This window comes from Rhodopseudomonas palustris, assembly GCF_003031265.1.
In the GTDB taxonomy this organism is placed as follows: domain Bacteria; phylum Pseudomonadota; class Alphaproteobacteria; order Rhizobiales; family Xanthobacteraceae; genus Rhodopseudomonas; species Rhodopseudomonas palustris_H.
The window spans coordinates 3,014,354-3,039,504 of record NZ_CP019966.1; the positions used below are offsets into that span (position 1 = coordinate 3,014,354).

At 65.2% G+C, this 25,151-nt stretch carries 25 protein-coding genes and 1 tRNA gene; 22 read left to right on the forward strand and 4 right to left on the reverse strand.

Annotated elements, in window-relative coordinates; genetic code table 11:
* Positions 1 to 7: 7 nt before the first annotated feature.
* From RPPS3_RS14065 to RPPS3_RS14100, 9 genes are all read left to right on the forward strand, one after another.
* A complete protein-coding gene (locus tag RPPS3_RS14065) occupies positions 8 to 616 on the forward strand; it encodes a riboflavin synthase (RefSeq protein WP_107344657.1) in 609 nt (202 codons plus the stop codon).
* 213 nt (positions 617 to 829) lie between these two features.
* Positions 830 to 1,321 carry a 6,7-dimethyl-8-ribityllumazine synthase gene (ribH, locus tag RPPS3_RS14070; RefSeq protein WP_011158279.1) on the forward strand — a complete coding sequence of 164 codons (492 nt, stop codon included), beginning with the start codon at positions 830 to 832 and terminating at the stop codon, positions 1,319 to 1,321.
* A gap of 5 nt (positions 1,322 to 1,326) precedes the next feature.
* Positions 1,327 to 1,833, forward strand: a complete 507-nt coding sequence (gene nusB, locus RPPS3_RS14075; protein ID WP_107346599.1) for a transcription antitermination factor NusB — start codon at positions 1,327 to 1,329, stop codon at positions 1,831 to 1,833.
* A gap of 92 nt (positions 1,834 to 1,925) precedes the next feature.
* Positions 1,926 to 2,666 (forward strand): hypothetical protein, encoded by a 741-nt coding sequence (locus RPPS3_RS14080; protein WP_107344658.1) that lies wholly within the window; start codon positions 1,926 to 1,928, stop codon positions 2,664 to 2,666.
* 118 nt (positions 2,667 to 2,784) lie between these two features.
* Positions 2,785 to 3,756, forward strand: coding sequence for a thiamine-phosphate kinase (gene thiL / locus RPPS3_RS14085; RefSeq protein WP_107344659.1), 972 nt, complete (start codon positions 2,785 to 2,787; stop codon positions 3,754 to 3,756).
* Between the two features lie 230 nt (positions 3,757 to 3,986).
* The gene (locus tag RPPS3_RS14090; protein ID WP_107344660.1) at positions 3,987 to 6,107 is read left to right on the forward strand and encodes a sodium-translocating pyrophosphatase; all 2,121 of its coding nucleotides are present in this window, start codon (positions 3,987 to 3,989) and stop codon (positions 6,105 to 6,107) included.
* A 160-nt stretch (positions 6,108 to 6,267) separates the two neighbouring features.
* On the forward strand, positions 6,268 to 6,510 hold the full coding sequence (locus RPPS3_RS14095; protein ID WP_199852141.1) for a DUF2171 domain-containing protein: 243 nt from the start codon (positions 6,268 to 6,270) through the stop codon (positions 6,508 to 6,510).
* Positions 6,511 to 6,795: 285 nt separating this feature from the next.
* Complete coding sequence (locus tag RPPS3_RS24640) at positions 6,796 to 6,954, forward strand: hypothetical protein (protein WP_165858132.1); 159 nt, start codon at positions 6,796 to 6,798, stop codon at positions 6,952 to 6,954.
* 36 nt (positions 6,955 to 6,990) lie between these two features.
* Positions 6,991 to 7,854, forward strand: a complete 864-nt coding sequence (locus RPPS3_RS14100) for an alpha/beta fold hydrolase (RefSeq protein ID WP_107344661.1) — start codon at positions 6,991 to 6,993, stop codon at positions 7,852 to 7,854.
* An 83-nt stretch (positions 7,855 to 7,937) separates the two neighbouring features.
* Here the strand turns inward: RPPS3_RS14100 and RPPS3_RS14105 are convergent, their stop codons facing one another.
* Complete coding sequence (locus RPPS3_RS14105) at positions 7,938 to 8,423, reverse strand: outer membrane protein assembly factor BamE (protein ID WP_107344662.1); 486 nt, start codon at positions 8,421 to 8,423, stop codon at positions 7,938 to 7,940.
* Positions 8,424 to 8,531: 108 nt separating this feature from the next.
* Between RPPS3_RS14105 and RPPS3_RS14110 the strand changes: the two genes are divergently transcribed.
* The 10 genes from RPPS3_RS14110 to RPPS3_RS14155 all read left to right on the forward strand — a co-directional run bounded on the left by RPPS3_RS14110 (position 8,532) and on the right by RPPS3_RS14155 (position 17,147).
* Positions 8,532 to 9,068: a ubiquinol-cytochrome C chaperone family protein gene (locus RPPS3_RS14110; RefSeq protein WP_107344663.1), complete on the forward strand. Its 537-nt coding sequence runs from the start codon at positions 8,532 to 8,534 to the stop codon at positions 9,066 to 9,068.
* Between the two features lie 17 nt (positions 9,069 to 9,085).
* Positions 9,086 to 9,652 carry a YceD family protein gene (locus RPPS3_RS14115; RefSeq protein WP_107344664.1) on the forward strand — a complete coding sequence of 189 codons (567 nt, stop codon included), beginning with the start codon at positions 9,086 to 9,088 and terminating at the stop codon, positions 9,650 to 9,652.
* A 240-nt stretch (positions 9,653 to 9,892) separates the two neighbouring features.
* On the forward strand, positions 9,893 to 10,954 hold the full coding sequence (gene plsX / locus RPPS3_RS14120; protein WP_107344665.1) for a phosphate acyltransferase PlsX: 1,062 nt from the start codon (positions 9,893 to 9,895) through the stop codon (positions 10,952 to 10,954).
* Entirely contained in the window at positions 10,951 to 11,928 is a 978-nt protein-coding gene (locus tag RPPS3_RS14125) for a beta-ketoacyl-ACP synthase III (RefSeq protein WP_107344666.1), read from the forward strand. The genes plsX and RPPS3_RS14125 overlap by 4 nt, the downstream gene beginning before the upstream one ends.
* A gap of 133 nt (positions 11,929 to 12,061) precedes the next feature.
* On the forward strand, positions 12,062 to 12,418 hold the full coding sequence (locus RPPS3_RS14130) for an integration host factor subunit alpha (protein WP_107344667.1): 357 nt from the start codon (positions 12,062 to 12,064) through the stop codon (positions 12,416 to 12,418).
* 14 nt (positions 12,419 to 12,432) lie between these two features.
* The gene (locus RPPS3_RS14135; RefSeq protein ID WP_107344668.1) at positions 12,433 to 13,152 is read left to right on the forward strand and encodes a MerR family transcriptional regulator; all 720 of its coding nucleotides are present in this window, start codon (positions 12,433 to 12,435) and stop codon (positions 13,150 to 13,152) included.
* A 334-nt stretch (positions 13,153 to 13,486) separates the two neighbouring features.
* Positions 13,487 to 13,564, forward strand: a tRNA-Pro gene (locus RPPS3_RS14140).
* A gap of 148 nt (positions 13,565 to 13,712) precedes the next feature.
* A complete protein-coding gene (locus RPPS3_RS14145; RefSeq protein ID WP_107344669.1) occupies positions 13,713 to 13,940 on the forward strand; it encodes a hypothetical protein in 228 nt (75 codons plus the stop codon).
* A 317-nt stretch (positions 13,941 to 14,257) separates the two neighbouring features.
* Positions 14,258 to 16,552 carry a TonB-dependent receptor gene (locus tag RPPS3_RS14150; RefSeq protein WP_107344670.1) on the forward strand — a complete coding sequence of 765 codons (2,295 nt, stop codon included), beginning with the start codon at positions 14,258 to 14,260 and terminating at the stop codon, positions 16,550 to 16,552.
* A 157-nt stretch (positions 16,553 to 16,709) separates the two neighbouring features.
* The gene (locus tag RPPS3_RS14155; RefSeq protein ID WP_107344671.1) at positions 16,710 to 17,147 is read left to right on the forward strand and encodes a hypothetical protein; all 438 of its coding nucleotides are present in this window, start codon (positions 16,710 to 16,712) and stop codon (positions 17,145 to 17,147) included.
* Positions 17,148 to 17,263: 116 nt separating this feature from the next.
* Here the strand turns inward: RPPS3_RS14155 and RPPS3_RS14160 are convergent, their stop codons facing one another.
* Entirely contained in the window at positions 17,264 to 17,581 is a 318-nt protein-coding gene (locus RPPS3_RS14160; protein ID WP_107346601.1) for a hypothetical protein, read from the reverse strand.
* 223 nt (positions 17,582 to 17,804) lie between these two features.
* Between RPPS3_RS14160 and RPPS3_RS14165 the strand changes: the two genes are divergently transcribed.
* Together RPPS3_RS14165 and RPPS3_RS14170 are read left to right on the forward strand one after the other, a co-directional pair.
* Positions 17,805 to 18,728, forward strand: a complete 924-nt coding sequence (locus RPPS3_RS14165; protein ID WP_107344672.1) for an SDR family NAD(P)-dependent oxidoreductase — start codon at positions 17,805 to 17,807, stop codon at positions 18,726 to 18,728.
* 39 nt (positions 18,729 to 18,767) lie between these two features.
* On the forward strand, positions 18,768 to 19,553 hold the full coding sequence (locus RPPS3_RS14170; protein WP_107344673.1) for a DUF169 domain-containing protein: 786 nt from the start codon (positions 18,768 to 18,770) through the stop codon (positions 19,551 to 19,553).
* A gap of 158 nt (positions 19,554 to 19,711) precedes the next feature.
* Here the strand turns inward: RPPS3_RS14170 and RPPS3_RS14175 are convergent, their stop codons facing one another.
* Complete coding sequence (locus RPPS3_RS14175) at positions 19,712 to 21,268, reverse strand: undecaprenyl-phosphate glucose phosphotransferase (protein WP_107344674.1); 1,557 nt, start codon at positions 21,266 to 21,268, stop codon at positions 19,712 to 19,714.
* Between the two features lie 109 nt (positions 21,269 to 21,377).
* Positions 21,378 to 22,520 carry a glycosyltransferase gene (locus RPPS3_RS14180; RefSeq protein ID WP_107346602.1) on the reverse strand — a complete coding sequence of 381 codons (1,143 nt, stop codon included), beginning with the start codon at positions 22,518 to 22,520 and terminating at the stop codon, positions 21,378 to 21,380.
* A gap of 268 nt (positions 22,521 to 22,788) precedes the next feature.
* Here RPPS3_RS14180 and RPPS3_RS14185 point away from each other — a divergent pair, with 268 nt between their 5' ends.
* Positions 22,789 to 25,140 (forward strand): GumC family protein, encoded by a 2,352-nt coding sequence (locus tag RPPS3_RS14185; protein WP_107344675.1) that lies wholly within the window; start codon positions 22,789 to 22,791, stop codon positions 25,138 to 25,140.
* Positions 25,141 to 25,151 lie beyond the last annotated feature (11 nt).

The window sequence follows — 25,151 nt, forward strand, 5'->3', positions numbered from 1 at the left end:
GCACTCCATGTTCACCGGCATCGTCACCGACATCGGCGAGATCGAGACCGTCAAGCCGGTCGCGCAGGGCCAGTTGCACCGGCTGCGGATCCGCTGCGCCTACGACCAGTCGACCATCGCCGACGGCGCCTCGATCGCCTCGAACGGCATCTGCATGACCGTGGTCGGCTCCGGCACCGAAGGCGGCAAGACTTGGTATGAGGTCGACGCCGGTGCCGAGACGTTGGCCAAGACCACGGCGAAAGCCTGGACCGCGGGCACCCGGCTCAATCTCGAGCGCGCCCTGAAGATCGGCGACGAGCTCGGCGGCCACATCGTCACCGGCCATGTCGACGGCATCGCCAAGGTGGTGGCGCGCGAGGAGCTGCCGGATATGGCCCGCTTCACGCTGGAAACCAGCCGCGAGCTGGCGCGGTTCATCGCGCCGAAGGGCTCGGTGACGCTCGACGGCACCTCGCTGACGGTGAACACCGTCGAGGACACCAAATTCTCGGTGCTGATCATCCCGCACACGCTGTCGGCGACGATTCTGAACGGCTGGCAGGTGGGCAGCGAGGTCAATATCGAGGTCGACCTGATGGCCCGCTATGCCGCGCGCCTGAGCGAGATGAAATAGGCGGCAGCCCGCCGAAGGACGCCATGCGCGGGCTTGGCTTTGCGCCGGCCTCCGCCTACAACCCGCAGGCCCTCATGGTGAGGAGGCGCGAAGCGCCGTCTCGAACATGAGCTTCGCGGCGCTCATCCTTCGAGACGCGGCCAATGGGCCGCTTCTCAGGATGAGGTCCGTACTGGCCGAGATGCAGACAACCGACCGAAGAAGAAGCGACACATGGCAGACGCGCGGCGCGCACCCCTGAAAGACCAGACCGACGTTTCGGGCGCGCGCGTCCTGATCGTCGAGGCGCGGTTCTATGACGACATCCAGGACGCGCTGCTGGAAGGCGCGGTCGCCGAGCTGAAGGCCGCCGGCGCCACCCACGACGTGCTGACCGTGCCGGGCGCGCTGGAGATCCCCGCAGCTGTGGCAATCGCGATCGATTCCGCCGAGGCCGCCGGCAAGCCGTATGATGCTGCGATCGCGCTCGGCTGCGTGGTGCGCGGCGAAACCATCCATTTCGAGATCGTGTCGATGGAGTCGGCCCGTGCGCTGATGGACCTCAGCGTCGCGCGCAAATTCCCGCTCGGCAACGGCATCATAACCGTAAACACCGACGAGCAGGCCTGGGCGCGAGCCAAGCCCGGCGACCTCAACAAGGGCGGCGACGCCGCGCGCGCCGCCCTGGCGATGCTGCGGATCAAGCGCCGGCTGGCGAAGGCCTGATGCAGATGGCCGAGATCAACAAACCCGCGTTCAAGAAACCGGTGCCGAAAGGCGAGCGCAAAGCCAACCGCCGCGGGGCGGCCCGGCTCGCGGCAGTTCAGGCGCTGTACCAGATGGACATCGGCGGCGCCGGCATCAACGAGACCTTCGCCGAGTTCGAGAGCTTCTGGATCGGCAACGAGGTCGAGGGCGAGCAGTATCTGCCGGCCGAAGCGGCGTTCTTCCGCGACATCGTCGCCGGCGTGGTGCGCGATCAGAAGCAGATCGATCCCCTGATCGACGATCTGCTCGCCAAGGGCTGGCCGCTGGCGCGGATCGACGCCATCCTGCGCGCGGTGATGCGGGCTGGGGCCTACGAGCTCGAACACCGCAAGGACATCCCGGCGCGGGTCGTCGTCTCCGAATACGTCGACGTCGCCCACGCCTTCGTCGAGAAGGACGAGACCGGCATGGTCAATGCCGTGCTCGACCAGATCGCGCGGCGGTTCCGCGAAGACGAGTTTACGAAGTAACGCGTTGTGACGTGTTAAATTCGATGGACCGGGCAGGCCAAGTTGCAACGAATTTGAGTTATCAGACCCCGCAATGATGCCGGGGCCTGGTCATGGGATCTTTTCGCCACTCCTGGATTGTTCTGCTCGGCCTTTTTGCATTCGTCGCTGCCGTCGCGTGGATCGTCGTCAGCCCGCCAGGTCAGCGACCGCCTGACATCAATTTCCTTGCCTCGGATGCACACTTCGCCGTCGCGGGGCAGCATATCGTCGTTCCAATCGTCGCCCTGAGAGGGCCGGACCACGTTTTCGATTTCGGCGGCCGGCAAACCCGAAGCTTCGCGGACCAGATTCGGCAGGCCGCCCGCAATCCGGCCAAACCGATGCCGATGGATCACGTCGACTTCCTGATCCACGAGTACCGCTACACCGGCGAGCACCTCGCCTCGGTGAGCATCTGCCCGCGGCTGACGCGGCGTTGGTCGCAGGCGCTCTGCCGCGGCGAACATAAGGGGCTTTTGCGACGTTTGCCTGAGCGGTTCAATCTGTTCGACCGCAGCAAACTCGACCTTTTGAAAAGCTACGGCACGGTCGGAGGAGAGCCACAGTACGACCAGATCAGAAAGATGATTTATCCCGACAGAGTCGGCATGGGCTGTGATCGCACGACCAAATTTTGTACGGCAGTGATCGAAGCCCAACCAGGTGTGGTCGCTGTTTGGACGGTGTGGACCCACGAGCAAACCGGCGCCACCCCGCAGCAGATGGCGGATGCTCAGGGCCCTGCCATCGTGCAGTTCGTCAGGCGCGCGATCGGCGAGGTCGAAGATCCGACCCTGCTAGATGCCGAGTGAGCGGTAAGGTTGAGCGCGGCTGAACCGTCGGCCCTGCCGACTTGCGCGCGGCGGCTTTCTGGCCTCTCAGTGCGCGCGGGATTTGGCCGGGCACAAAACCGGTCGCGGGAAGTAAACCATGCCCTCCGGTGAAGACGATCTGATCGCGCGGTACTTCAAGCCTCTGGCGACCGATCCGGGGGCGCGGGGGCTGGTGGATGACGCCGCTGTCTTGGCTGCCACGGGCTGCGATCTGGTGCTGACCACCGACGCGATCGTCGAAGGCGTGCATTATCTTCCCGACGATCCGCCGGCGGCGATCGCCCGCAAGGCACTCCGGGTCAATCTCTCCGATCTAGCCGCCAAGGGCGCCGAGCCTGCCGGCTTCCTGCTGACCCTGGCGCTGCGCCAGGCCGATGAGGGCTTTTTGGCCCCGTTCGCCGCCGCGCTCGGCGAGGATGCGGCGACGTTCCGCTGCCCGTTGCTCGGCGGCGACACGGTCTCGACTCCCGGCCCGATGATGATCTCAGTGACTGCGCTCGGCCGGGTGCCGCCGGGCCGGATGGTGGCGCGCGACGCATTGCGCCCGGGCGACGCTATCGTCGTCACCGGCACGATCGGCGATGCCGCGCTCGGGCTCGACCTGCTGCAGGGCCGGGCGACCACCGCCCACGATGAGAAGCGTGCGTTCCTGATCGACCGCTACCGGGTACCGCAGCCGCGCTCGGCGCTGGCCGAGGCCGTGCGCGATTATGCCGGCGCGGCGATGGACATCTCCGACGGGCTCGCCGGCGATCTCGCCAAGATGTGCGCCGCGTCCGGTGTCACCGCGACTCTCGACGCGGCCGCCGTGCCGTTGTCGGAGGCTGCGCGTGCGATCACGGGAACCGATGAGTCGAAGCTGGCGCGATTACTCAGCGGCGGTGATGACTACGAACTGCTTTGCGGCGTTGCACAAACCAATCTCGATCAGTTCCTTGCTGCGGCGCAGCGGAGCCATGTGCAGGTGACAGTCATCGGCGTTGCCGAAGACGGAACCGCACCGCCGCGATGGCTCGGCGCGGGCGGCGCTGAAATCCCGCTGAAGACGCTGTCTTTCAGTCATTTCTGACGCTTAGTCACTGGTATTCCGACGCGAGGAAGTTCGCTGGAATACTCCGAAGGTCAGCGGAAAAGCCCAGCTTAGTCCCTTCGCAGCGATTGCGGAGCACCTGTGATTTTGGCAAGGTTCGCCGCGATTTGAGGCTGCCCCGCAAAAGAGGGCACGCCATCTTGTTGCGCGCCCGCGCCGCTCCCGCAGCGCAGGCACGGGGGTGAAACTCGGGACTGAGGCAATCAGGTATGACAGCTCTATGGGTGATCGTGCTCTGCGGAGCGCTATCGATCGTATACGCCATCTGGGCGACCTCGTCGGTGCTCGCCGCCGACCAGGGCAACGCGCGGATGCAGGAAATCGCGGGCGCGGTGCGTGAAGGCGCGCAGGCCTATCTGAAGCGCCAGTACATGACCATCGCCATCGTCGGCGTGGTGATCTTCGCGCTGCTCGCTTACTTCCTCGGCATCCTCGTGGCGATCGGCTTCGCGATCGGCGCGATCCTGTCCGGTGCGGCCGGCTTCATCGGCATGAACGTGTCGGTGCGCGCCAACGTCCGCACCGCGCAGGCGGCCACCACCTCGCTCGCCGGCGGCCTCGAGCTCGCCTTCAAGGCGGGCGCGATCACCGGCCTGCTGGTTGCCGGTCTCGCGCTGCTCGGCGTCACCCTCTACTTCATCTACCTGATCCACTTCGCCGGTCTGCAGGCCAACAGCCGCACCGTGGTCGACGCGCTGGTGGCTCTCGGCTTCGGCGCCTCGCTGATCTCGATCTTCGCCCGTCTCGGCGGCGGCATCTTCACCAAGGGTGCGGACGTCGGCGGCGACCTCGTCGGCAAGGTCGAAGCCGGCATTCCGGAGGACGATCCGCGCAACCCGGCGACGATCGCCGACAACGTCGGCGACAACGTCGGTGACTGCGCCGGCATGGCGGCCGACCTGTTCGAGACCTATGCGGTGACCGCGGTCGCCACCATGGTGCTCGCCGCGATCTTCTTCGGCAGCGCCGATCCGGCGCATCTGCAGAACGTGATGACGCTGCCGCTCGCCATCGGCGGCATCTGCATCCTGACTTCGATCGTCGGCACCTTCTTCGTCAAACTCGGCGCTTCCCAGTCGATCATGGGCGCGCTGTACAAGGGCCTGATCGCCACCGGCGTGCTGTCGCTGATCGGCGTCGGCGTCGTCATCCACCAGTTGATCGGCTTCGGCCCGCTGCCCGGCGTGTCCTACACGGGTCTGGCGCTGTTCGAATGCGGCATCGTCGGCCTCGCGGTCACCGGCCTGATCATCTGGATCACTGAATACTACACCGGCACGGACTTCCGCCCGGTGAAATCGATCGCCCAGGCCTCGGTCACCGGCCACGGCACCAACGTGATCCAGGGTCTCGCCATCTCGATGGAAGCGACCGCGCTGCCCGCGATCGTGATCATCGCCGGCATCCTGATCACCTACAGCCTTGCCGGCCTGTTCGGCATCGCGATCGCCACCACCACCATGCTGGCGCTGGCCGGCATGATCGTCGCGCTCGACGCCTTCGGTCCGGTCACCGACAACGCCGGCGGTATCGCCGAAATGGCCGGCCTGCCGAAGGAAGTGCGTAAGTCGACCGACGCGCTCGACGCCGTCGGCAACACCACCAAGGCGGTCACCAAGGGCTACGCGATCGGCTCGGCCGGTCTCGGCGCGCTGGTGCTGTTCGCGGCCTACAATGAAGACCTCAAGTTCTTCATTGCGCAGAAGTCGCCGTACTTCGTCGGCGTCGCCCCGGACTTCTCGCTGAACAACCCGTACGTCGTGGTCGGCCTGCTGTTCGGCGGCCTGCTGCCGTACCTGTTCGGCGCGATGGGCATGACCGCGGTCGGCCGCGCCGCCGGCGCGATCGTCGAGGAAGTGCGTCGCCAGTTCCGCGAAAAGCCCGGCATCATGAAGGGCACCGACAAGCCGGACTACGGCAAGGCGGTCGACCTGCTGACCAAGGCGGCGATCAAGGAAATGATCATCCCGTCGCTGCTGCCGGTGCTGTCGCCGATCTTCGTCTACTTCGCGATCTATGCGATCGCGGGTGGCGGTGCGGCCGGCAAGTCGGCGGCGTTCTCGGCGGTCGGCGCGATGCTGCTCGGCGTCATCGTCACCGGTCTGTTCGTCGCGATCTCGATGACCTCGGGCGGCGGCGCCTGGGACAACGCCAAGAAGTACATCGAGGACGGCCACTTCGGCGGCAAGGGCTCCGACGCCCATAAGGCCGCGGTGACCGGCGACACCGTCGGCGATCCCTACAAGGACACCGCGGGTCCGGCCGTGAACCCGATGATCAAGATCACCAACATTGTGGCCCTGCTGCTGCTGGCGATCCTGGCGCACTAAGCGTCAGACCGATTGGTCCAACACAAAGCCCCGCGGCGAAGCCGCGGGGCTTTTGCTTTGAGGCCGCTATCGCAGAGCGCTCCCGAGCTCACCCGTCTTCGGATTGAACCTATCGGAACTCGCCGCGTTACCCGTTCCCATCTTGCGGAAGGATCACGACATGAGCGGTGTGAGCGGTATCAAGGAACATATGGAAGTCATCGGCGCCGACGGCGTGCATGTCGGCACCGTCGATCGTGTCGACGGCAATCGCATCAAGCTGACCAAGAAGGACAGCGGCGAGGGCCATCACAAGGGCCATCACCACTTCATCGACGGCGGCCTGGTCGCCGAAGTTGAAGGCAACAAGGTGCGCCTTTCCGCCAACGCCGCCGTCGCGGTGTCGATGGAAGAAGAGAAGTAGTTAGTCGCCTTCGAGCAGCTGACGCAACGGGCTCCGCGGCGATTGCCACGGAGCCTCTTTCTTGCGCCTAGCGAAGCCCTCATGGTTCGAGGCGCACCGCGAAGCGATGCGTCTCGAACCATGATGTTACGGTCGCGGCGCTGCCCGCGCCTGTGGCCATCCTTCGAGATGCCTCGGCTGCGCCGAGGCTCCTCAGGATGAGGATCAATGCATTGGGGCTGCGACCTTTCCTTCCGCGTGATAGTGACGGGACACGTCACCAACCGGCTGCAAAGGAATGATCCCATGTCGCTGTCATCCGCCAAGAACTACGCGCTGCGCGCGGCCAAGTCGCAGGATCAGAAGGAAGCGATCGAATTGCTGTCGAAGGCGATTCTGGAGCTGGCGAGTTCGATCGAGACGACGGACGCCAAGATCAAGAAGATCAACAAGGACAAATCCTAGTGTAGGATCTGCCAGCACAGGGCAGGGATTTGAGGGATGGCGATCGAGACGGCGGCGCTGGAGGCCAACGGACTGCGCTTTGCGGTCGACACCGCGGGGCAGGGCGACACCGTCGCGCTCTTGCTGCATGGATTTCCCGAGGCGCGGCAATCCTGGCATCGGCAGATCCCGTTCCTGGCGGAGCTCGGCTGGCGGGTGGCGGCACCGGATCTGCGCGGCTATGGCGGCACGTCGCGGCCCGAGGGCAAGGCGGCGTACTCGATCGAGCACCTTACCGACGACGTCGCGGCGCTGTTTGCCGCGCTTGGCGGCAAGCGCCGTATTCTGATCGGCCACGACTGGGGCGGCGTGATCGCCTGGCAGACCGCGCTGCGCGGCAAGGTGCATCTCGACGGGCTGATCATCCTCAACGCACCGCATCCGGATGCGTTTGCGCGTGAGCTCGCCCGCGGCTGGGCGCAGCGCCGCCGCTCCTGGTACGTCGCGTTCTTCCAATTGCCGTGGCTGCCGGAATGGCTGCTGACCCGCAAGGGTGGCGCGCCGCTGGTCAAGATGTTCAAGAGCCACAGCCAGAAGATCCCGGCCGAACAACTCGAGATCTATCGCCGCAACATGCTGCAGCCGGGCGCGGCCACCGCGATGCTGAATTACTATCGGGCCAATTTCTCCGGCCTTGCCGGCGGCGCCGGCAGCAATCCGGTGATCACCGTGCCGACGCTGCTGATTTGGGGCAAGGACGATCTCGCGCTCGATATCGCGCTGACCGAAGGCAACGAGCAGTTCGTCGAGGACTTCACCCTGCACAAGCTGCCGCGCGCGTCGCATTGGGTGCAGCAGGACGCACCCGATGAAGTCAACGCGACGATTGCGGAGTGGGCGCGGGGGAAGGGACTGGCGTAGCCGGGACGACGCTTCTGAGATGGGTTTCGCTTGCGCTCAACCCATCCTACCCATCAACATCATTGCGTTGATCCGCCTCCGCCTTAGCGGAAGCTGATCAGCCGGAACAGCGGCGCCAGATAGCTCATCTCCTGACCGGAGGTCGGCGTGGTGCGGCTGATGAAGTCGAAGATCTTGCCGTCCTGGAGGCCGTAATTGGCGATACGGCGAACCTGGCGGTTCTTGTCGAAATAGATCGCGATCACGCGCTGGTCGATCACCTTCTGCGGCATGAACGCCACCGCACGCTCGGTGCGCTGCGAGATGTAGTAGAACACCTCGCCGTCCAGGGTCGCCACCGTCGACGGCGTGCCCATCACCAGCAGCACTTGATCCTGGCTGGCGCCGATCGGAATCTGCTCCAGCGCGCCATTGGGCAGAATGTAGCCCTTCTGGAATTGCTCTGACGTGCAGGCACCCATACCGGCGCCGACCAGCGTCAGCGCCACGGCCAGGCCGAGGTTGCGCGGCAGCGAAAAACGGCTTCGCAGCGCGTTGGCGCGCCCGCGTCGGTCGATCGAAATACTCATCCGGGAGTTGGCCTCATCCCCTTGCATCGCGCAGGGCGTTGACGTACCGGGCAGGAACTCGGAAAGCAATCCCGAAAGGCCCGTACGGGCCCGGACCTGGAACCCGCAATGATTTGGCCGTTCAATCTGCTCCGTCCGCCCCGGACGCCGTCGCGCGGCACCATTGAAGCGATCTATGGCACGATCGTGGCGCAGTCGCGCCTGCCGGTCTTTTACCAGCAATTCGGCGTCGCCGACACCGTCAACGGCCGATTCGAGATGCTGGTGGTCCATCTGTGGCTGGTGCTGCGGCGGATTCGCAGCATCCAGGACGCATCGACCTTCGCCCAGGCGCTGTTCGACTATTTCTGCAGCGACCTCGACGCCAACCTGCGCGAGCTTGGCGTCGGCGACCTGTCGGTGCCGAAGCGGATGCAGGCCTTCGGGGAAGCATTCTACGGCCGCTCGGCGGCGTATGATCTGGCGCTGACGGAAGGCCGCGAGGACCTCGAGCTGGCGCTGAACCGGAACGTTCTCGACGGCGCCGACATTGAGAACGCGCGCAAGCTGGCGGTCTATGTCGGGCAGGTGATTGACGCGCTCGACGCGGTGCCGCCGGCCAAGCTGCGCAGCGGCGAGCTGCCGTTTCCGCAGCCCACCGCTTAAGACGAGGACTTTCGACGATGGCGAGCGAAGATAATCCGTGGAGCGTGCCGGTGGTGGTGCTGCAGATTCCCGAAACCGGGCTGCACCGCGACATCGTTGCGAGCGCTGCGGAGCGGGAGGCGATCAGCGCGCTCGGCGATCTGCGCGGGGTCGCGGAGGCCACCGCGTCATTTGATCTGAAGCCGTTCACTGACGGCCGCGTCCATCTCACCGGACGGGTGCGCGCCAAGGTGACGCAGACCTGCGTGGTGACGCTCGATCCGGTCGACAATGTCATCGACGAGAGCGTCGATCTCACCTTCCTGCCGCCGGAGCAGATTCGCGAGCTGTCCGACACGGTCGACGAGGAGGGCGAGCCCGATCCAGGCGATCCACCGGAGGCGATCGAACGCGGCATCATCGATATCGGCCGCGTCGCCACCGATGCGTTGTATCTCGGACTCGATCCTTATCCGCGCAAACCGGACGCGGTGTTCGAGCCGGTCGTCGATCGCGACGATCCCGACATGAACCCGTTCGCGGCGTTGAAAGCGCTGCAACAGCCAGCGGCCTCGGACAGTCCGCGCAAGCCGAAAAAGGGCTGAGCGGACAGCGTTTGCCCAGCCGCCGCAGACGCGGCCTGTTCGCAGCCGAAAATCATGCGCACACGCTACGAAATGCGACTTAAATCTGCCCGATCAAGATGTTGTATCGGGGCGGAGAATGGCTATTGTCCGGCCAAATCGGTGTGCAGCGCTGCACGCTTTTCACCGCCCCGACGGGGCTTTTTTTGAGTCCACGGCCAAGCGCACAAGGTCGCAGGCGATCAGGCTTCCGGAACGCCCATGCCTCAAAAAGTTCGAATCGCGCTCGACGCAATGGGGGGCGATTTCGGCCCCTCCGTCGTGATACCCGGCGCGGCGATCTCACTCGGCCGGCATCCGGACGTTGAATTCCTGCTCTACGGCGACGCCAAGCTGATCGAGAAAGAGCTGGCCGCGCATCCGGCGCTGCGCAAAGCCTCGCGCGTCATTCACACCGATGTCGCCGTGGCGATGCACGACAAGCCGAGCGTGGCGCTGCGCCGCGGTCGCTACAAATCGTCGATGTGGCAGGCGATCGACGCGGTGAAGAAGACCGAGGCCGACGTCACGGTCTCGGCCGGCAACACCGGCGCGCTGATGGCGATGGCGCGATTCTGCCTGCGCACGCTGCCGGGCATCGACCGTCCGGCGATCGCGGCCACCTGGCCGACCATGCGAGGCGATTCGGTGGTGCTCGATCTCGGCGCCTCGATCGGCGGCGACGCGCAGCACCTGAAGGCGCTCGCGGTCATGGGCGCGGCGATGGCCAGCGTGCTGTTCGACCTGGAGCGGCCGACCGTGGGCCTGCTCAATATCGGCGTCGAAGAGATCAAAGGCGGCGAGGAGATCCGCGAGGCGGCCGAGTTGCTGCGCGCGATGAATTCGCAGCGTTTCGATTTCATCGGCTTCGTCGAGGGCGACGGCATCGGCAAGGGCGCCGCCGACGTCATCGTGTCGGAGGGCTTCGCCGGCAATATCGCGCTGAAGGCAGCGGAGGGCACCGCCCGCCAGCTCGCCGAATATCTGCGCGCCGCGATGTCCCGGACCTGGCGGTCGAAGATCGGCTATCTGTTCGCGCGCGACGCCTTCAAGGCGCTCAAGGACAAGATGGACCCCAACAAGTCCAACGGCGGCGTTTTCCTCGGGCTTAACGGAATCGTGGTCAAGAGCCACGGCGGAACCAATGCCGAGGGCTTTGCCTACGCAGTCGATGTTGGCTATGACATGGTCCGCTACGATCTCCTGACCAAGATCAATCAAACGCTCAATCGTGATGCCGGCGCGTTGGTCGCGACGCCGAGCGCTCAGGAGGTTGTCTCGTGACGGTGATTCGTTCGGTCGTACTGGGCTGCGGCGCTTACTTGCCGGAGCGGGTCCTAACCAACGAAGAACTGGCCCGGACGGTCGACACCTCGGACGAATGGATCGTCCAGCGCACCGGAATCCGCGAACGCCACATCGCCGCCGACGGCGAATTCACCTCGCATCTGGCCACCAAGGCCGCCCAGGCGGCGCTCGACAATGCGGGCCTGACCGCCGATCAGATCGACCTGATCGTGCTGGCGACCTCGACCCCCGACCACACCTTCCCGGCGACCGCGGTGCAGGTTCAGGCCGCGCTCGGCATGACCCACGGTGTCGCCTTCGACCTCCAGGCGGTGTGCTCCGGCTTCGTGTTCGCGGTCGCCACTGCGGACAATTACCTGCGCGCCGGCTCGGCCAAGCGAGCGCTGGTGATCGGCGCCGAGACGTTCTCCCGCATCCTCGACTGGAATGATCGCGGCACCTGCGTGCTGTTCGGCGACGGTGCCGGCGCGATCGTGCTCGAAGCGCAGGAAGGCTGGGGCACCTCGGCCGACCGCGGCGTGCTGACCACACATCTGCGTTCGGACGGCCGTCACAAACACAAATTGTACGTCGACGGCGGCCCGTCGAGCACCCAAACCGTCGGCCATCTACGGATGGAAGGGCGCGAGGTGTTCAAGCACGCGGTCGGCATGATCACCGGGGTGATCGTCGACGCCTTCAACGCCTCCGGCACCAGCGCCGACAATGTCGACTGGTTTGTGCCGCATCAGGCCAACAAGCGGATCATCGACGCCTCGGCGCAGAAGCTGCATATCGCGCCGGAGAAGGTTGTGATGACGGTCGACCGCCACGGCAATACCTCGGCGGCCTCGATTCCGCTGGCGTTGTGCACTGCGGTCGCCGATGGCCGCATCCAGAAGGGCCACCTCGTTCTGCTCGAGGCGATGGGCGGCGGCTTCACCTGGGGCGCCGCGCTGCTCCGCTGGTAGTTGTGCGCGTAAAATTTTAGCAGCATTTCCATGGCGTTCGGTGCTAACTTTGAGACGCGGTGGAGTTGACCGCCGGTAGTTAACCTCTTAATTTCAGCGCGGATTTTTCTTTCGCCGTGAGGTGGGGCAGGCGATGGCCGGACGAACAGTCACACGTGTCGATCTATGCGAGGCGGTCTATCAGAAGGTCGGCCTGTCGCGCACCGAGTCGTCGGCATTCGTCGAACTGGTGTTGAAAGAGATCACCGACTGCCTCGAGCGGGGCGAGACGGTGAAGCTGTCGTCGTTCGGGTCGTTCCTGGTCCGGCAAAAGGGGCAACGCATCGGGCGCAACCCGAAGACCGGCACCGAAGTGCCGATCTCGCCGCGCCGGGTGATGGTGTTCAAGCCATCGGCGATCCTGAAGCAGCGCATCAACGCCAATGGTGCCGTGCCGGCAGCCGACGACGAGTCTGAAGAAAACGCAGCCGCAACCGCATCCGGCAGCTGACGGGGAGCTGGCCTTTGGACAAGGCACCCGACGCATTCCGCACCATTAGCGAGGTCGCAGCCGAGCTCGACATTCCACAGCACGTGCTGCGGTTCTGGGAAACAAGGTTCACCCAGATCAAGCCGATGAAGCGGTCGGGCGGGCGGCGCTACTACCGGCCCGACGACGTCGATCTGCTCAAGGGCATCCGCCGTCTGCTATACGGCGAGGGCTACACCATCCGCGGTGTGCAGCGGATCCTGAAAGAGCACGGCATTAAATCGGTGCAGCGGCTGGCCGACGCCGAGGTCCACGCCAGTTTCGGCGCGGTCGAGGCGGCGATCACCCGGACCGTGGCCGAGGAAGAAGAGTTTGAGCCCGTTCCCGGCGGCATTGATGCCGATGACGACGACTACGATGGTGAGGACGAAGGGCTCGACCTGCACGCCACGATGGCCGAACCGGATCGGCGCGCAGCACCCGCGCCGCGACGTACCCTCGAGGCCGAGTCGCGCCACGCGCCGCGGTTCGACGATCACGAGGACGACGACCACGACGACGATTTCGCCGTCGAGCCGGCTCCCGTCATGGCAGCTCCCGGCCGCCCGCCGCGGTTCGATCTTCCGCCGCTGGAGTTCCCCGCCGCCAAGGCGCCGCCGGCTCCGCCACCGGTCGATCTTGGTCCGCTTCGCGCCGCACTGACCGATCTGATCGCCTGCCGCGAACTGCTCGACGCCGCGATCAAGGACGGCTGAGGACAGGCGAGGGTCTTGAGCAATAAGCTCAAGACTCCGGTCTAAGGTTCGGCAGAGCTTTCAGTTTCGTCGCGGCCGGACTTGTCCCAATCATTCACGATTGGGCTTGTCGGCGAGCATGTGAGGGCCGTCGACTTGCCGATGCCCAGCACCGCGCTCGGGCACTAGAGTATGGAGACCGTGGGAGCGTAAACGGCCGGCGGCGTCTGAGGTCGCGTGCGGACCGGACGCCAGATCCTGCCCCGCATTCTTCGCCAAACACGCCCCCGAATTGATCTTCCGCAGCTTGCGCGAACGCGCGATCGCCGCTACAGCATCAGGGCCGAAACGGCATCGGAGCGTGGCGCAGCCCGGTTAGCGCACTAGTCTGGGAGACTAGGGGTCGAAGGTTCAAATCCTTTCGCTCCGACCATTTATCGGCCTTCGGTATTTTGTTCATCGAGTGCGGCGCGAGTTATGGCGCGCTTTATTCTGCCTCGGCTCCAGCCATAGAATTTAGGCGGGTCGCGGCCGCTAGGTCCAACACTCCTTATCGAGACGAGCTTTAGAGGGCGCACGACATGTCGTCGTTCTGGCAATCGGTGAAGAATGCCTTCATCCCTTGGCGGCTGCTGGAGCGGGACGGGGACGATGGCGGCGCCGGTATGCGCACGATCGAATTCGGGCAGACCATGATCGATGGGACGGCTGGTGACGGTCTCACCGACGTCACAGCCGCCGTCCATCACCACCCCCACGATGATCTGCCAAGTCATCCGGCGCCGGATAAGAGGACTGCGAATAGCTAGGTTGGCGCAATCGCCGGGCGAAGTCGGAATTACTACTCGCTCCGAAGTAACAGTTCTCAGAATCGATCAAAAGACAGTCTGACACGACAATTTGTCGCATCTCGGACTTGCGTCGATACGCGCACTCGCAAGCACTGTGCATCAGCTAATCGCTGACAGGCGCTGAAGAACCTTCCATCAACTAATCACTTGTCGATTGCCCCCATTCGTCCGCGTCGCGCGGCCGGTTTGAGGTATTCTATGCTGCGACCTCGTGTTCGGACGGACATGCTCGATTACAGCAGCGATGGCGCTGGGCCTCCCAGCAACATCGGGGCATGGGCATGTTTCAAACAACAACAAAAGCGACAGGGCGAACTCTTCTGCTCTGCACCGTCGGTGCGGTCGCGCTGACGATTCCAATTCCGCAGGGCGCGCAAGCGCAATCCAATCTGCCGGCCGTCACCGTGGATGCGCCGCGGGCCGAGCGGGCGCGCACCGCGCGTCCAGTCGCCAGCACGCGCGCCGGCACCACGCGACGCGTTGCCGCTCGCCGGGAGGCGCGGCCGCCTGCGCCGGTCGCGCCGGTGCCATACGTGACACCGTCGACCGGCACGCTCGGCGCGCTGCCGGCAAGCTACGCGGGCGGCCAGGTCGCGAGTGGCGGGCAGGTCGGTTTCCTCGGCAATCGCAGCCTGCTCGACACGCCGTTCAGCCAGACCAACTACACCGCCAAGCTTATGCAGGATCAGCAGGCGCGCACGATCCGCGACGTCGTCGCCAACGATCCATCGGTGCGGGCGGTGACGTCCGCCGGCGGCGGGCAGGACGGCTATTTCATCCGCGGCTTCTACTACGACGTCGGCGATTTGGCGCTGAACGGCATGTACGGCATGGCGCCGTTCTGGAGCGTCGGCGCCAATTTCATCGAACGGGTCGAAATCCTCAAAGGCCCGACCGCGCTGCTCACCGGCATCTCGCCGCTGGGCGCGGTCGGCGGCAGCATCAATCTCGTCACCAAGAAGGCGCCGGATTACGACATCACCCAGCTCACCGCGACCTACGCCTCGCGCTCGCAATTCGGCCTGCAGGCCGATGTGGCGCGGCGCTATGGCGAGCACAAGGAGTGGGGCGTCCGCTTCAACGGCAGCTACAGCGACGGCAAGACGCCGTTCGACCGGCAGAGCAGCGAATTCGGCAACGCCGTGTTGGGCCTGGATTATCGCGGCGAGAACGTCCGGGTCTCGGCCGACGTCGGTTATCAGGCCAACAACCTGAATCCGCCGATCCGGTTCTTCAGTTTCCAGTCGAGCGTTGTGCCGCTGCCGCCCGCGCCCGCGGCCAACTCCAACGCGATTCCGGATTGGGCCTATTGGAAACCGAAGGACACCTTCGCTACCGTGCGCGCCGAAGTCGACGTCACGCCCGGCCTCACGGTGTACGGCGCGGCCGGGTATCATCAGGCCAAGATCGATTTCAAATTCCTGTCGCCGACCATCATCAACCAGGCGGGCGACTATGGCTCGCGCCCGTTCGCCGGCGAGCAGACGTTCACGGCCAAGACCGGTGAAGTCGGGCTACGCGGGGAGGCCGACACCGGGCCGATCAACCACAAATTCGTGGTGAACTACGGGGTATTCGATCGTCCCAGCGACAGCTCCTATCTGGGCGCAAACAGTCTCGTCGGATCGAACATCTACAACTACAAAGCGATCCCCGAACCGTTGTTCTCGGTCCCAAGCAGCAACTCTGTCAGCCTGAAGCAGTGGAGCGTCGGGGCCGCGGATACGATGTCGATCCTGAACGGCGGCGTTCAGGCCGTGGTCGGCGTTCGGCGCCAGCACGTCAGCAACAGCTCGACCGATCTGCTCACCGGCGTCACCACCGGGCAGGACGGCGCAGCCTGGAGCCCGGCCTATGCGCTGCTGATCCGGCCGCTGTCGAACGTGACGCTGTATGCCAACTACATCGAAGGGCTGCAGCCGGGCACGACCGTGGGGATCGGCTATGAAAATGTCGGCCAGGTGTTTGCGCCGTTCCAGACCAAGCAGGTCGAAACCGGCGTGAAGGTCGACTTCGGCAAGATCAGCGTCACCGGCAGCCTGTTCGAGATCAAGCAGCCGAGCGCGATCGCGTCGAGTGCGAACGGCGTGTTGACGCTGTCGGCCAACGGCGAGCAGCGCAACCGTGGCGCCGAGCTCAACGTGTTCGGTGAAATGGCGCCGGGCCTGCGGCTGCTCGGCGGCGCCACGTTTATCGACGGCGTGCTGGAAAAGACCGACAGAGGTCTCAACGACGGCAATCGTGCGCCGGGCGTTGCGCGGGTCAACGTCAATCTCGGCGCCGAGGTCGACGTGCCGGGCGTCGACGGCCTGACGTTGACGGGCCGTGTGATCCACACCGGCTGGACCTTTGCCAACGCCGCCAACACCCAGGTGCTGCCAGCGTGGACGCGGTTCGATCTCGGAGCCCGGTACACCTTCCTGTCGCCGTGGAACGGCAAGCCAATCGTGGTGCGGGCAGCGATCGAGAACGTGGAAAACGTGGCCTACTACGCGTCGTCTTATAGCGGTACCGCGATCGGGCTCGGCGCGCCACGGACCTACTTGTTGTCGACGACGTTCAACTTCTGATCGACCAGGGCCGTCCCGCGTCGCCTTGGCTGCGCGGGGCGGCGGCTTGCCGCGACGATCTGACCGTGACGGCCTCAGGTTACCGGCAGCCCACATCCTTCCGCGGTTCATTGAAATGTCATAACGTCGTTGCATCGCGACAAGCGAGGATTCGACGATGCGACTGCGTGTACGGAAGGCCGCCCATTTTCTCGAACGAACCGGGCTGGCGCTGGCCGGCGCGGCGTGTGGCACCTTCGTCGGCGCTCATGTCGGCACCAGCTTCGCGGCCTTGACCACAATCGGCTTCTTGCTGGGGATGATCGCGCTCGGCGCGATCGGGTTTTATCTCGGCATCGACATTCCGCCGCTGCCATTCCACGGTGCCGACGAGGACAGCCGCGCCAGCGGCAAGATCGACGCCGCGGAGTTTCTCAGCGCATTCGGGACGTTTCTGGCGACGCTCGCGGCGTTTGCGTCCGTCAGCGCCGTGGTGCTGCGGCTCAACCTGCATTCGGTCTGGAGCTGGCTGATTTTGATCGGCTGGCTCGCCGGCGTGACAATGCAGATCACCGCCGGCGCGATCGCCCGGATACGCCGCGCGCACGCCCACTAAACCTAGCTTTCATCTCCCCAGAAACGAAAACCGCCCCGGAGGGCGGTTTTCCAGCATCGTGGCGAGCTCTGCTTGGCCTGACCCGCCGCGCGGCGCGGGTAGGCTCCGCAGCGGGATTACTTGCGCCCGAGAAAACCGGCGACCGGCTCCGGCAGCGGGATCTTGGCGACGAGCTGCGGGGCGAACACCACCGCGGCGATCGCCAGCGCGATCAAAACCGGCAACAGTTCGAACGACGACACCTCGACCACGATCCAGATCGCCACGATCAGCGCGGCGAGCTCGGCGGCAAAATACATCAGCACCGTGGTGAAGCCGGGCTTCGGCGACTTGGTCAGCGCTGGCGCCGTGAAGGCGACGAACACCGAAAACACCAGAAGCGCGACCAGCAGCAGGAACAGAAACGCCGCGGTCTGAAGGGTGGCTGCCAGCATGATCGGGGACTCCATAAGGATCGACTGAATCTGCCTGCAAGACTAGGGCAATTCACCGAATCGCAAAAGCGCGGCGCTGTCCGGGACGCGCCTGACGACGAATGCAGGCCGGCTGCAATGCCTTGCGATGGACTCGCGCAAGCGATGACCTGCAGCTAAGCTCGCCCCTGCAGCTCCGGCTCGAACCGGAGCGCATCAAAAAACGGGAAGGGACGACGCGACCATGAGGGATTTCGCCGGCAGGATTGCCGTGATCACCGGCGGCGGTGCGGGAATGGGCCGTGAACTCGCCCGCCAGCTCGTCGCCGAAGGCTGCCACGTCGCGATCTGCGACGTTGCGCAAGCCGCGATGGATGAAACGCGGCGGCTGTGCGAGGCCGACGGTCTGCCGCAAGGCGTGCGGATCACCACCCACGTCGTCGACGTCTCCGACGAAGCGCAGATGCAGCGGTTTCGCGACGAGGTCACCGCCCAGCATGCCACCGGCTGCATCCATCTGTTGTTCAACAACGCCGGCATCGGCGGCGGCGGCAGCATGATCGCCAATTCCCGCGAACAGTGGGAGCGCACCTTCAACATCTGCTGGGGCGGCGTGTATCTCGGCACGCGCATTTTCCTGCCGATGCTGATCGCCGCCGACCACGGTCACATCGTCAACACTTCCAGCGTCAACGGCTTCTGGGCTTCGCTCGGCCCCACGGTGCCGCACACCGCCTACAGCGCCGCGAAGTTCGCCGTGAAGGGATTTTCTGAAGCGCTGATCGGCGATCTCCGGCTGAATGCACCGCATGTCCGCTGTTCGGTGGTGATGCCGGGCCACATCGGCACGTCGATCATGACGAACTCCCGGCGGATCCAGCTTGGCGACAGCTCGGACGAACTCAGCGCCGAAGAAGTCACCGGCATGCGACAGCGTCTGTCGGCCGCCGGGATCGATCTATCGCAGACCTCCGACGACGACCTTCGCGCGATCGCCAAGGAGCGGGCGCGGAGTATCCTCGACGGCGTGCGCCGCGGTGATTGGCGCATCCTGGTCGGCGACGATGCTCATGCGCTCGACGCCCGCGTTCGCGCCATGCCGGAGCGCGCCTACGAGGTCGAGTTCTATCAGAGCTTCGCGGCCGAGGTCGGCTGGCGGCTCGGCTGAGCGCGACCAAGACCAATAACAAACCGAAGGGAGCCCGCCATGGATGCCGCCGCCGCGCCGGAGCGCATCGATCTCGCCGGCCTGGTCGCCGATCTCAACGCGCTCTTGCGGCTGAAGACCACGGTGATCGGAATGAAGCTGTTCCGGACCGTCGCCGAGATGGAGGCGGTGCCGAAGATCCGCCGGCCGAACGCGATCCACACCACCGACCAGATCGTATCGATGGCGTCGCGGCTCGGCTGGACCGTCGGTATCACCGCCGCCGATCTGGTCGGCGAGCAGTGCCGCGCGGTGATCGGCTTGGCGCCGCAGGACGAGCAATGGCTTGCCGGACGGTCGTACGTCGGCGTCTGGCATGCAACGCAGGAGGACGCCAGCGCGCGTCAGCACGCGCTCGACGTGGTGCCGTTCGGCCATCACCAGGCGATGGCAGTTTCGCCGCTGGCGAGCGGCCGGCTCGATCCGCCGGACATCTGCCTCGTCTATGCAACGCCCGGTCAGATGATCATCCTGATCAACGGGCTGCAGTATGCCGGCTATAAGAAGTTCGAATGGAGCGTGGTCGGCGAAACCGCCTGCGCCGATTCCTGGGGTAGGGCGCTGAAGACCGGCGAGCCGAGCCTGTCGCTGCCGTGCTTCGCCGAACGCCGCTACGGCGGCGTGCCGGACGAAGAGATACTGATGGCGCTCAGCCCCGCGCATCTTGCCAAGGCGATCGACGGCATGAAGCAGCTCGCCAAGAACGGCCTGCGCTATCCAATCGCGCCATACGGCATCCAGGCCGACGTCCGGGCCGGGATGGGTGTGTCGTACGGGAATAAGTAGCAAACTCTCATCTCGTCATTCCGGGGCGCGAGCGGAAGCTCGCGAACCCGGAATCTCGACCTGGTGAGGCACGACGTTTCAACAACCTCGGGATTCCGGGTTCCCGCTGCGCGGCGCCCCGGAATGACGGTGTAGGGAGTGCGCGTGAAACGAGCGCCTCAGTATGCGTTTTCGCCCTTGAGCAGGGCCCACGGCGTCTTCAGCAGGATATAGAGGTCGAACAGCACCGACCAGTTTTCGATGTAATACAGGTCGAACTCGACGCGCTTCTGGATCTTCTCTTCGTTGTCGATCTCGCCGCGCCAACCGTTGATCTGGGCCCAGCCGGTGATGCCCGGCTTGACACGGTGGCGGGCGAAGTAGCCGTCGACGGCTTCGTCGAACAACCGGCTCTGCAGCTTGCCCTGCACCGCATGCGGGCGAGGGCCGACCAGCGACAGGTTGCCCTTGAACACGACGTTGATCAGCTGCGGCAGCTCGTCGAGGCTGGTGCGGCGGATGAAACGGCCGACGCGGGTGACGCGCGGATCGTTGCGGGTGACGACCTTGGACGCCGTCGGGTCCGCCTGATGGTGATACATCGACCGGAACTTGAGCACGTCGATGCGCTCGTTGTTGAAACCGAACCGCTTCTGGCGGAACAGCACCGGCCCCGGACTGTCGAGCTTGATCGCCAGCGCCACCAACGCCATCACCGGCGCGGCGAGCAGCAGGATGAAGCCGCCGACCGCGCGGTCGAACACCTGCTTCATCACCTGATCCCAATCGGTGATCGGGGCTTCGAACACGTCGAGCGTCGGCACCTTGCCGACATAAGAATAAGCGCGCGGCCGGAACCGCAGCTTGTTGGTGTGCGCCGACAGCCGGATGTCGACCGGCAACACCCACAGCTTCTTCAGCATGTCGAGGATGCGGGTCTCGGCCGAGATCGGCAGTGCGAACAGCACGAGGTCGACACGGGTGCGGCGGGCGAATTCCGGAATGTCGTCGACCTTGCCGAGCTTCGGCACGCCGGCGCAGGTGGATTGCGAACGGGCGTCGTTACGATCGTCGAACACGCCGAGGATGCGGATGTCGGAGGCGTCGGCGTGCTCGGCCTTCAGCGCTTCGATCAGTTTGGCGCCATTAGCGTCTGCGCCGACGATCACGGTGCGGCGGTCGAGCCGGCCTTGCGACGCCCAGTGCCGCACCAGCGCGCGCACCGACAGTCGCTCGATGATCAGCAAGGCGAGGCCAGCGAAAAAGAACGAACCCAGCCACAGCCGCGACACTTCGCCGCCAAGCTTGGCAAAAAACGATGCGCCGATGAACAGCAGGAATACGATCGACCACGTCGAGATGATCCTGGTCATCTGTTTCAAGGTGCCGCGGAACAGCTGCACCTCGTAGAGGTCGGCCGCCTGGAATGCGACGACTGCGGTCGCCGTGGTGCCGAGGATTGCCGCGATGTACTCCCAAGCAAAGCCATCGCGGCGGACCACCAGCGCGAAGTACAGCGCGATGCCGACGGCGGCGATCACCAAGAAATCGGCCAGGCGGACGGAGCCGGCGATCACGATCGGCGAAAACGCCGGCGGAACCTTCTGATTGGCGACGGCGAGGGCGGCCGGCGACAAACGCTTGCGGCGTTCCACGCGCGGCGCGCCGTCGCCGCTGGCGACCACGGCTTCCGTCGCTGCAGCGCTGATCATCGAGCGTGCGCTGATCGGCTCCATCTGTTCATGTCCGTCTCTTGCGTCGGCACGACTTTGTCGTCCGGCGAACTCCCCCGGTCCGGGCCTTAACGGAAAAGTCGCAAGAAACGGTTAGCGCGGCCGCCGACGCTCAGCGCTGCTGCGCCAAGGCTTCGCGATAGCCGGCGAGCACGCCTTCGACCATCGCCTTTTGCGAGAAGTGCAGAAAGATCCGCTCGCGCAGCCGCCTGGCCCGGTCGCGGGCGGCATTCAGGTCGTCGAGCGCGGTCGCGATTGCCTTCGCCATCGCGGCCGGATCGCTCGGGGCGAACAACGCGTCGCGATGGTCCGGACCAAAAATCTCCGGGATGCCGCCGACATTGGCGGCGATCATCGGGACGCCGGCAGCGGCAGCTTCGATCACCACATAGGGCATGGAATCGCCGCGCGACGGCACCACCAGCAGACGGCCCTGCGCGAAACCATGACGAGCTTTGACGTGGCCGATGAAACGCACCGCGGCGCCGAGATCGAGCCGCGCCACCTGCGCCTTCAACGCCGCGGTTTCTTCGCCGTCGCCGCCGAGCGTCAGCGTCACCGAACGACCCTCGGCCCGCAGCCGCGCGATCGCGTCGATCAGCAGATCGGCGCCTTTGATGTGACGGAATTCACCGACGTAGCAGACGTCGGTGGCATCGGCCGCCAGCGAAACCGGATCGAATTCGCCGGCGGTGACGCCGTTGAACACGCAGCGGACCAGCCCCTCGGGCTTGCCGATCATGCGCTCATAGGTTGAGCGCGCGAACTCGCTCTCGAACAAGAATAGTTCGGTGCGGTTCATCGAGAGCCGCTCGAGCCGGCTGTAGAGCTGCCCTTTGAAGGTCGTGGTCGGGTAGTGCAGCGAGCCGCCATGCGGGGTGTAGACCCGGATCGAGCCGGCCGGCCGCGGCACCACGCGCATGAAGATGCCGGCCTTGGCGCCGTGGCCGTGCAACACGTCCGGCCGCAGCGTCGCGATCAGGCGAACGAAGCGGCCCCAGACGAAAAGATCGGTGATGCTCGGCTCGCGCCGGATCGGCAGCCGATAGACGCCGAGCTTCATCTTCGGCGCGATCTCGTCGAGCGCGGCCACAGCGCGGTCGCCGCCGGTGAGGCTGTCGGTGATTAGGGCGACGTGATGGCCGCGATCGGCCTGGCCGTTGGCGAGATCGAGGATGTGGCGGATGATACCGCCGACCGGAGCGCGCACCGCATGGACGATCCGGAGCGGCTGATCCTGAGTGGCAGCGGTCATCGGATCGCCGGTGCGCACGGCGCGCCGCGCCATCCGCCGTGACAGCGCGCAGCGGAACAGAAGCCAGTCAGAATGGCGGCGCGGGGCATGGATTGATCCGGAAAAGTCGATTCCGATTAACGACTTTCGTGGTTAACAAAACGTGTTTGCGTAAGCGCGGGCAGCATGAATTAGTTACCCGTCTACGTCGAGATTAACCGCACAGCAACCTTAATGGTTTGTAGTCGGAACCGAACTGACGGTTGGTCGCGTCACGTAGGAGTAGACAATGCGGATCGCGTTCTGGCGCCGGAACACCGATACGGCGAAGGCATCAGCCCGATTACGCGAATCCTCCACCGCTGCAACTTCAGCGGCTGCAACCGAAACCGCCCCGACTCCCGCGCAGAAGCCTGCGATTCGTCAGGCGATCTTCAAGCGCCCCCCAACTCGTACCGTTCAGATCGAAAAGCCGGCACCGCTGCCGCCCGACGGCGACATCGACGTGCGGCTGATCGGGCAGGCGCTCGCCCGCAAAAAGCATCTGATCATCGCGCCGACGCTGCTTGCGCTGGTCGTCTCGCTGGCGATCGTGAACCTGATCACGCCGCGCTACAAATCCGAGGCGCGAATCCTGATCGACGGCCGCGAGAACACCTTCCTGCGTCCGAGCGGCGATCGCGACGATCAGCGCAGCGGCCCGGACCCGGAAGCGGTGACCAGCCAGGTTCAATTGCTGCTGTCGCGCCAACTCGCGCTCGAGATCATCAAGAAGAACAAGCTCGCCGAGCGGCCGGAATTCGATCCGGTGCTGAAAGGCATCAATCCGATCAAATCGCTGCTGGCGCTGATCGGCATCGGCCGCGATCCGTTCGCGATGACGCCGGAAGAGCGCGTGCTGAACGCTTACTATGAGCGACTGACCGCGTACGCAGTCGACAAGTCGCGGGTGATGGTGGTCGAATTCCAGTCCGAAGATCCCGAGCTTGCCGCGCGCGTCGCCAATTCGATCGCAGACGGCTATCTGGTGCTGCAGCAGAACGCGCGTCAGGCGCAGGCCAAGGCGGCGGGGCAGTGGCTGTCCGGGGAAATCGAGTCGCTGCGCAAGAAGGTGTCGGAGGCCGAAGACAAGGTCGAGGACTTCCGCTCCAAGTCGAGCCTGTTCATCGGCACCAACAACACCACGCTGTCGAACCAGCAGCTCGGCGACATCAACGCCCAGCTCGCCAACGCCCGTGCGCTGAAGTCCGATGCCGAAGCCAAGTCCCGGCTGATCAAGGAGATGCTGAAGAGCGGCGGCCCGATCGAAGCTTCCGAAGTGCTGAATTCCGAACTGATCCGCCGGCTGTCGGAGCAGCGGGTCACGCTTCGCGCGCAGCTCGCCGAACAGAGCTCGACGCTGCTCGGCGGTCATCCGCGGATCAAGGAACTGAAGGCGCAGCTGTCCGACCTCGATCAACAGCTCCGCGATGAAGCGGTGAAGCTGTCGCGCTCGTTCGAGAACGATGCCCGGATCGCCAGCAGCCGGGTGGAGAACCTCTCGGCCAGCCTCGATCAGCTGAAGAAGCAAGCCTCAGCGACCAACGGCCAGGACGTGCAGCTCCGCGCGCTGGAACGCGAAGCCAAGGCGCAGCGCGATCTGCTGGAGTCCTATCTGGCGAAGTATCGTGAAGCGACGACGCGCGAGACGATCGACCAATCGCCGTCGGATGGCCGCATCATCTCGCGTGCGATCGTCTCCAATACGCCCGACTATCCGAAGAAGTTGCCGATCGTGCTGATCGCCACGCTGGCGACGCTGCTCTTGACCTCGGGCAGCATCGCGACCGGCGAACTGCTGCGGATGACCCAGCCGCGAGCTCGTGAGGTGGCTGCGCCGGCGGTTGTCGAGCCGGATCTGGTGCCGGTTGCGGCAGCGGCTCCCGTCGTGCGCCCCACACCGGCAGCACCGCCGACCTTTGCTGCGCCGGCTACACCCGCGCCGAGCCTCGAGCAGGCTCCGGTCGAGACTGCGCCCGTTGCTGCGGCCGCCGCTGCGCCGGTCGGAGAAATCGAAGCGCTGGTGCAACGTTTGCGCACGGCCGGTGAGGGCGGGAGGAAACTCACCGTGCTTGGCACTGGCGACACCGACTCGGTTACCACGACGGCGCTGGTGCTGGCCCGCCGGCTCGCCCAGGATGCCAAGGTTGTGCTGATCGACCTGTCGGAATCCTCCGCGATGCTGAAGGTCGCGTCGATCGATCCCTCGGCACCCGGTCTTGCCGAATTGATGCTGGGTGAGGCGGCGTTCGGCCAGATCATCACCCGCGACCGCTCCTCGTCGCTGCAATTGGTCAGCGCCGGCAAGCCCGGCTTCGACCGGATGCTGCTGCATTCGCCGCGGCTGTCGCTGGCGATCGATGCACTGATGCGGGTGTATGACCACGTGCTGCTTGATGCCGGCACCGCGTCGGACCTGCCGGCAGAGCTGCTGACGTCGCAGGCCCAGGCCGCCGTCGTGCCGGCGCCCACGATGACCAGTGAGGCGCGCGCCAAAATGGCCGAGCAGCTCGTTGCGGTCGGCTTCTCCGAGGTGACGATGCTGCGCGCCGCCGAGCCGATTGATCCGATCGAGCCGGGACAGCGATCCGCAGCGGCGTAAAGCCACCGAAC

Coding starts and splice junctions, on each gene's coding strand:
- RPPS3_RS14175 (WP_107344674.1), bottom strand. CDS start 21,268: ATGGAGCCGATCAGCGCACGCTCGATGATCAGCGCTGCAGCGACGGAA.
- RPPS3_RS24640 (WP_165858132.1), top strand. CDS start 6,796: ATGTCGCTGTCATCCGCCAAGAACTACGCGCTGCGCGCGGCCAAGTCG.
- RPPS3_RS14180 (WP_107346602.1), bottom strand. CDS start 22,520: ATGACCGCTGCCACTCAGGATCAGCCGCTCCGGATCGTCCATGCGGTG.
- RPPS3_RS14150 (WP_107344670.1), top strand. CDS start 14,258: ATGGGCATGTTTCAAACAACAACAAAAGCGACAGGGCGAACTCTTCTG.
- RPPS3_RS14095 (WP_199852141.1), top strand. CDS start 6,268: ATGAGCGGTGTGAGCGGTATCAAGGAACATATGGAAGTCATCGGCGCC.
- RPPS3_RS14130 (WP_107344667.1), top strand. CDS start 12,062: ATGGCCGGACGAACAGTCACACGTGTCGATCTATGCGAGGCGGTCTAT.
- RPPS3_RS14155 (WP_107344671.1), top strand. CDS start 16,710: ATGCGACTGCGTGTACGGAAGGCCGCCCATTTTCTCGAACGAACCGGG.
- nusB (WP_107346599.1), top strand. CDS start 1,327: ATGGCCGAGATCAACAAACCCGCGTTCAAGAAACCGGTGCCGAAAGGC.
- RPPS3_RS14065 (WP_107344657.1), top strand. CDS start 8: ATGTTCACCGGCATCGTCACCGACATCGGCGAGATCGAGACCGTCAAG.
- thiL (WP_107344659.1), top strand. CDS start 2,785: ATGCCCTCCGGTGAAGACGATCTGATCGCGCGGTACTTCAAGCCTCTG.
- RPPS3_RS14165 (WP_107344672.1), top strand. CDS start 17,805: ATGAGGGATTTCGCCGGCAGGATTGCCGTGATCACCGGCGGCGGTGCG.
- RPPS3_RS14090 (WP_107344660.1), top strand. CDS start 3,987: ATGACAGCTCTATGGGTGATCGTGCTCTGCGGAGCGCTATCGATCGTA.
- RPPS3_RS14185 (WP_107344675.1), top strand. CDS start 22,789: ATGCGGATCGCGTTCTGGCGCCGGAACACCGATACGGCGAAGGCATCA.
- RPPS3_RS14145 (WP_107344669.1), top strand. CDS start 13,713: ATGTCGTCGTTCTGGCAATCGGTGAAGAATGCCTTCATCCCTTGGCGG.
- RPPS3_RS14170 (WP_107344673.1), top strand. CDS start 18,768: ATGGATGCCGCCGCCGCGCCGGAGCGCATCGATCTCGCCGGCCTGGTC.
- RPPS3_RS14115 (WP_107344664.1), top strand. CDS start 9,086: ATGGCGAGCGAAGATAATCCGTGGAGCGTGCCGGTGGTGGTGCTGCAG.
- RPPS3_RS14100 (WP_107344661.1), top strand. CDS start 6,991: ATGGCGATCGAGACGGCGGCGCTGGAGGCCAACGGACTGCGCTTTGCG.
- RPPS3_RS14080 (WP_107344658.1), top strand. CDS start 1,926: ATGGGATCTTTTCGCCACTCCTGGATTGTTCTGCTCGGCCTTTTTGCA.
- plsX (WP_107344665.1), top strand. CDS start 9,893: ATGCCTCAAAAAGTTCGAATCGCGCTCGACGCAATGGGGGGCGATTTC.
- RPPS3_RS14105 (WP_107344662.1), bottom strand. CDS start 8,423: ATGAGTATTTCGATCGACCGACGCGGGCGCGCCAACGCGCTGCGAAGC.
- RPPS3_RS14110 (WP_107344663.1), top strand. CDS start 8,532: ATGATTTGGCCGTTCAATCTGCTCCGTCCGCCCCGGACGCCGTCGCGC.
- ribH (WP_011158279.1), top strand. CDS start 830: ATGGCAGACGCGCGGCGCGCACCCCTGAAAGACCAGACCGACGTTTCG.
- RPPS3_RS14160 (WP_107346601.1), bottom strand. CDS start 17,581: ATGCTGGCAGCCACCCTTCAGACCGCGGCGTTTCTGTTCCTGCTGCTG.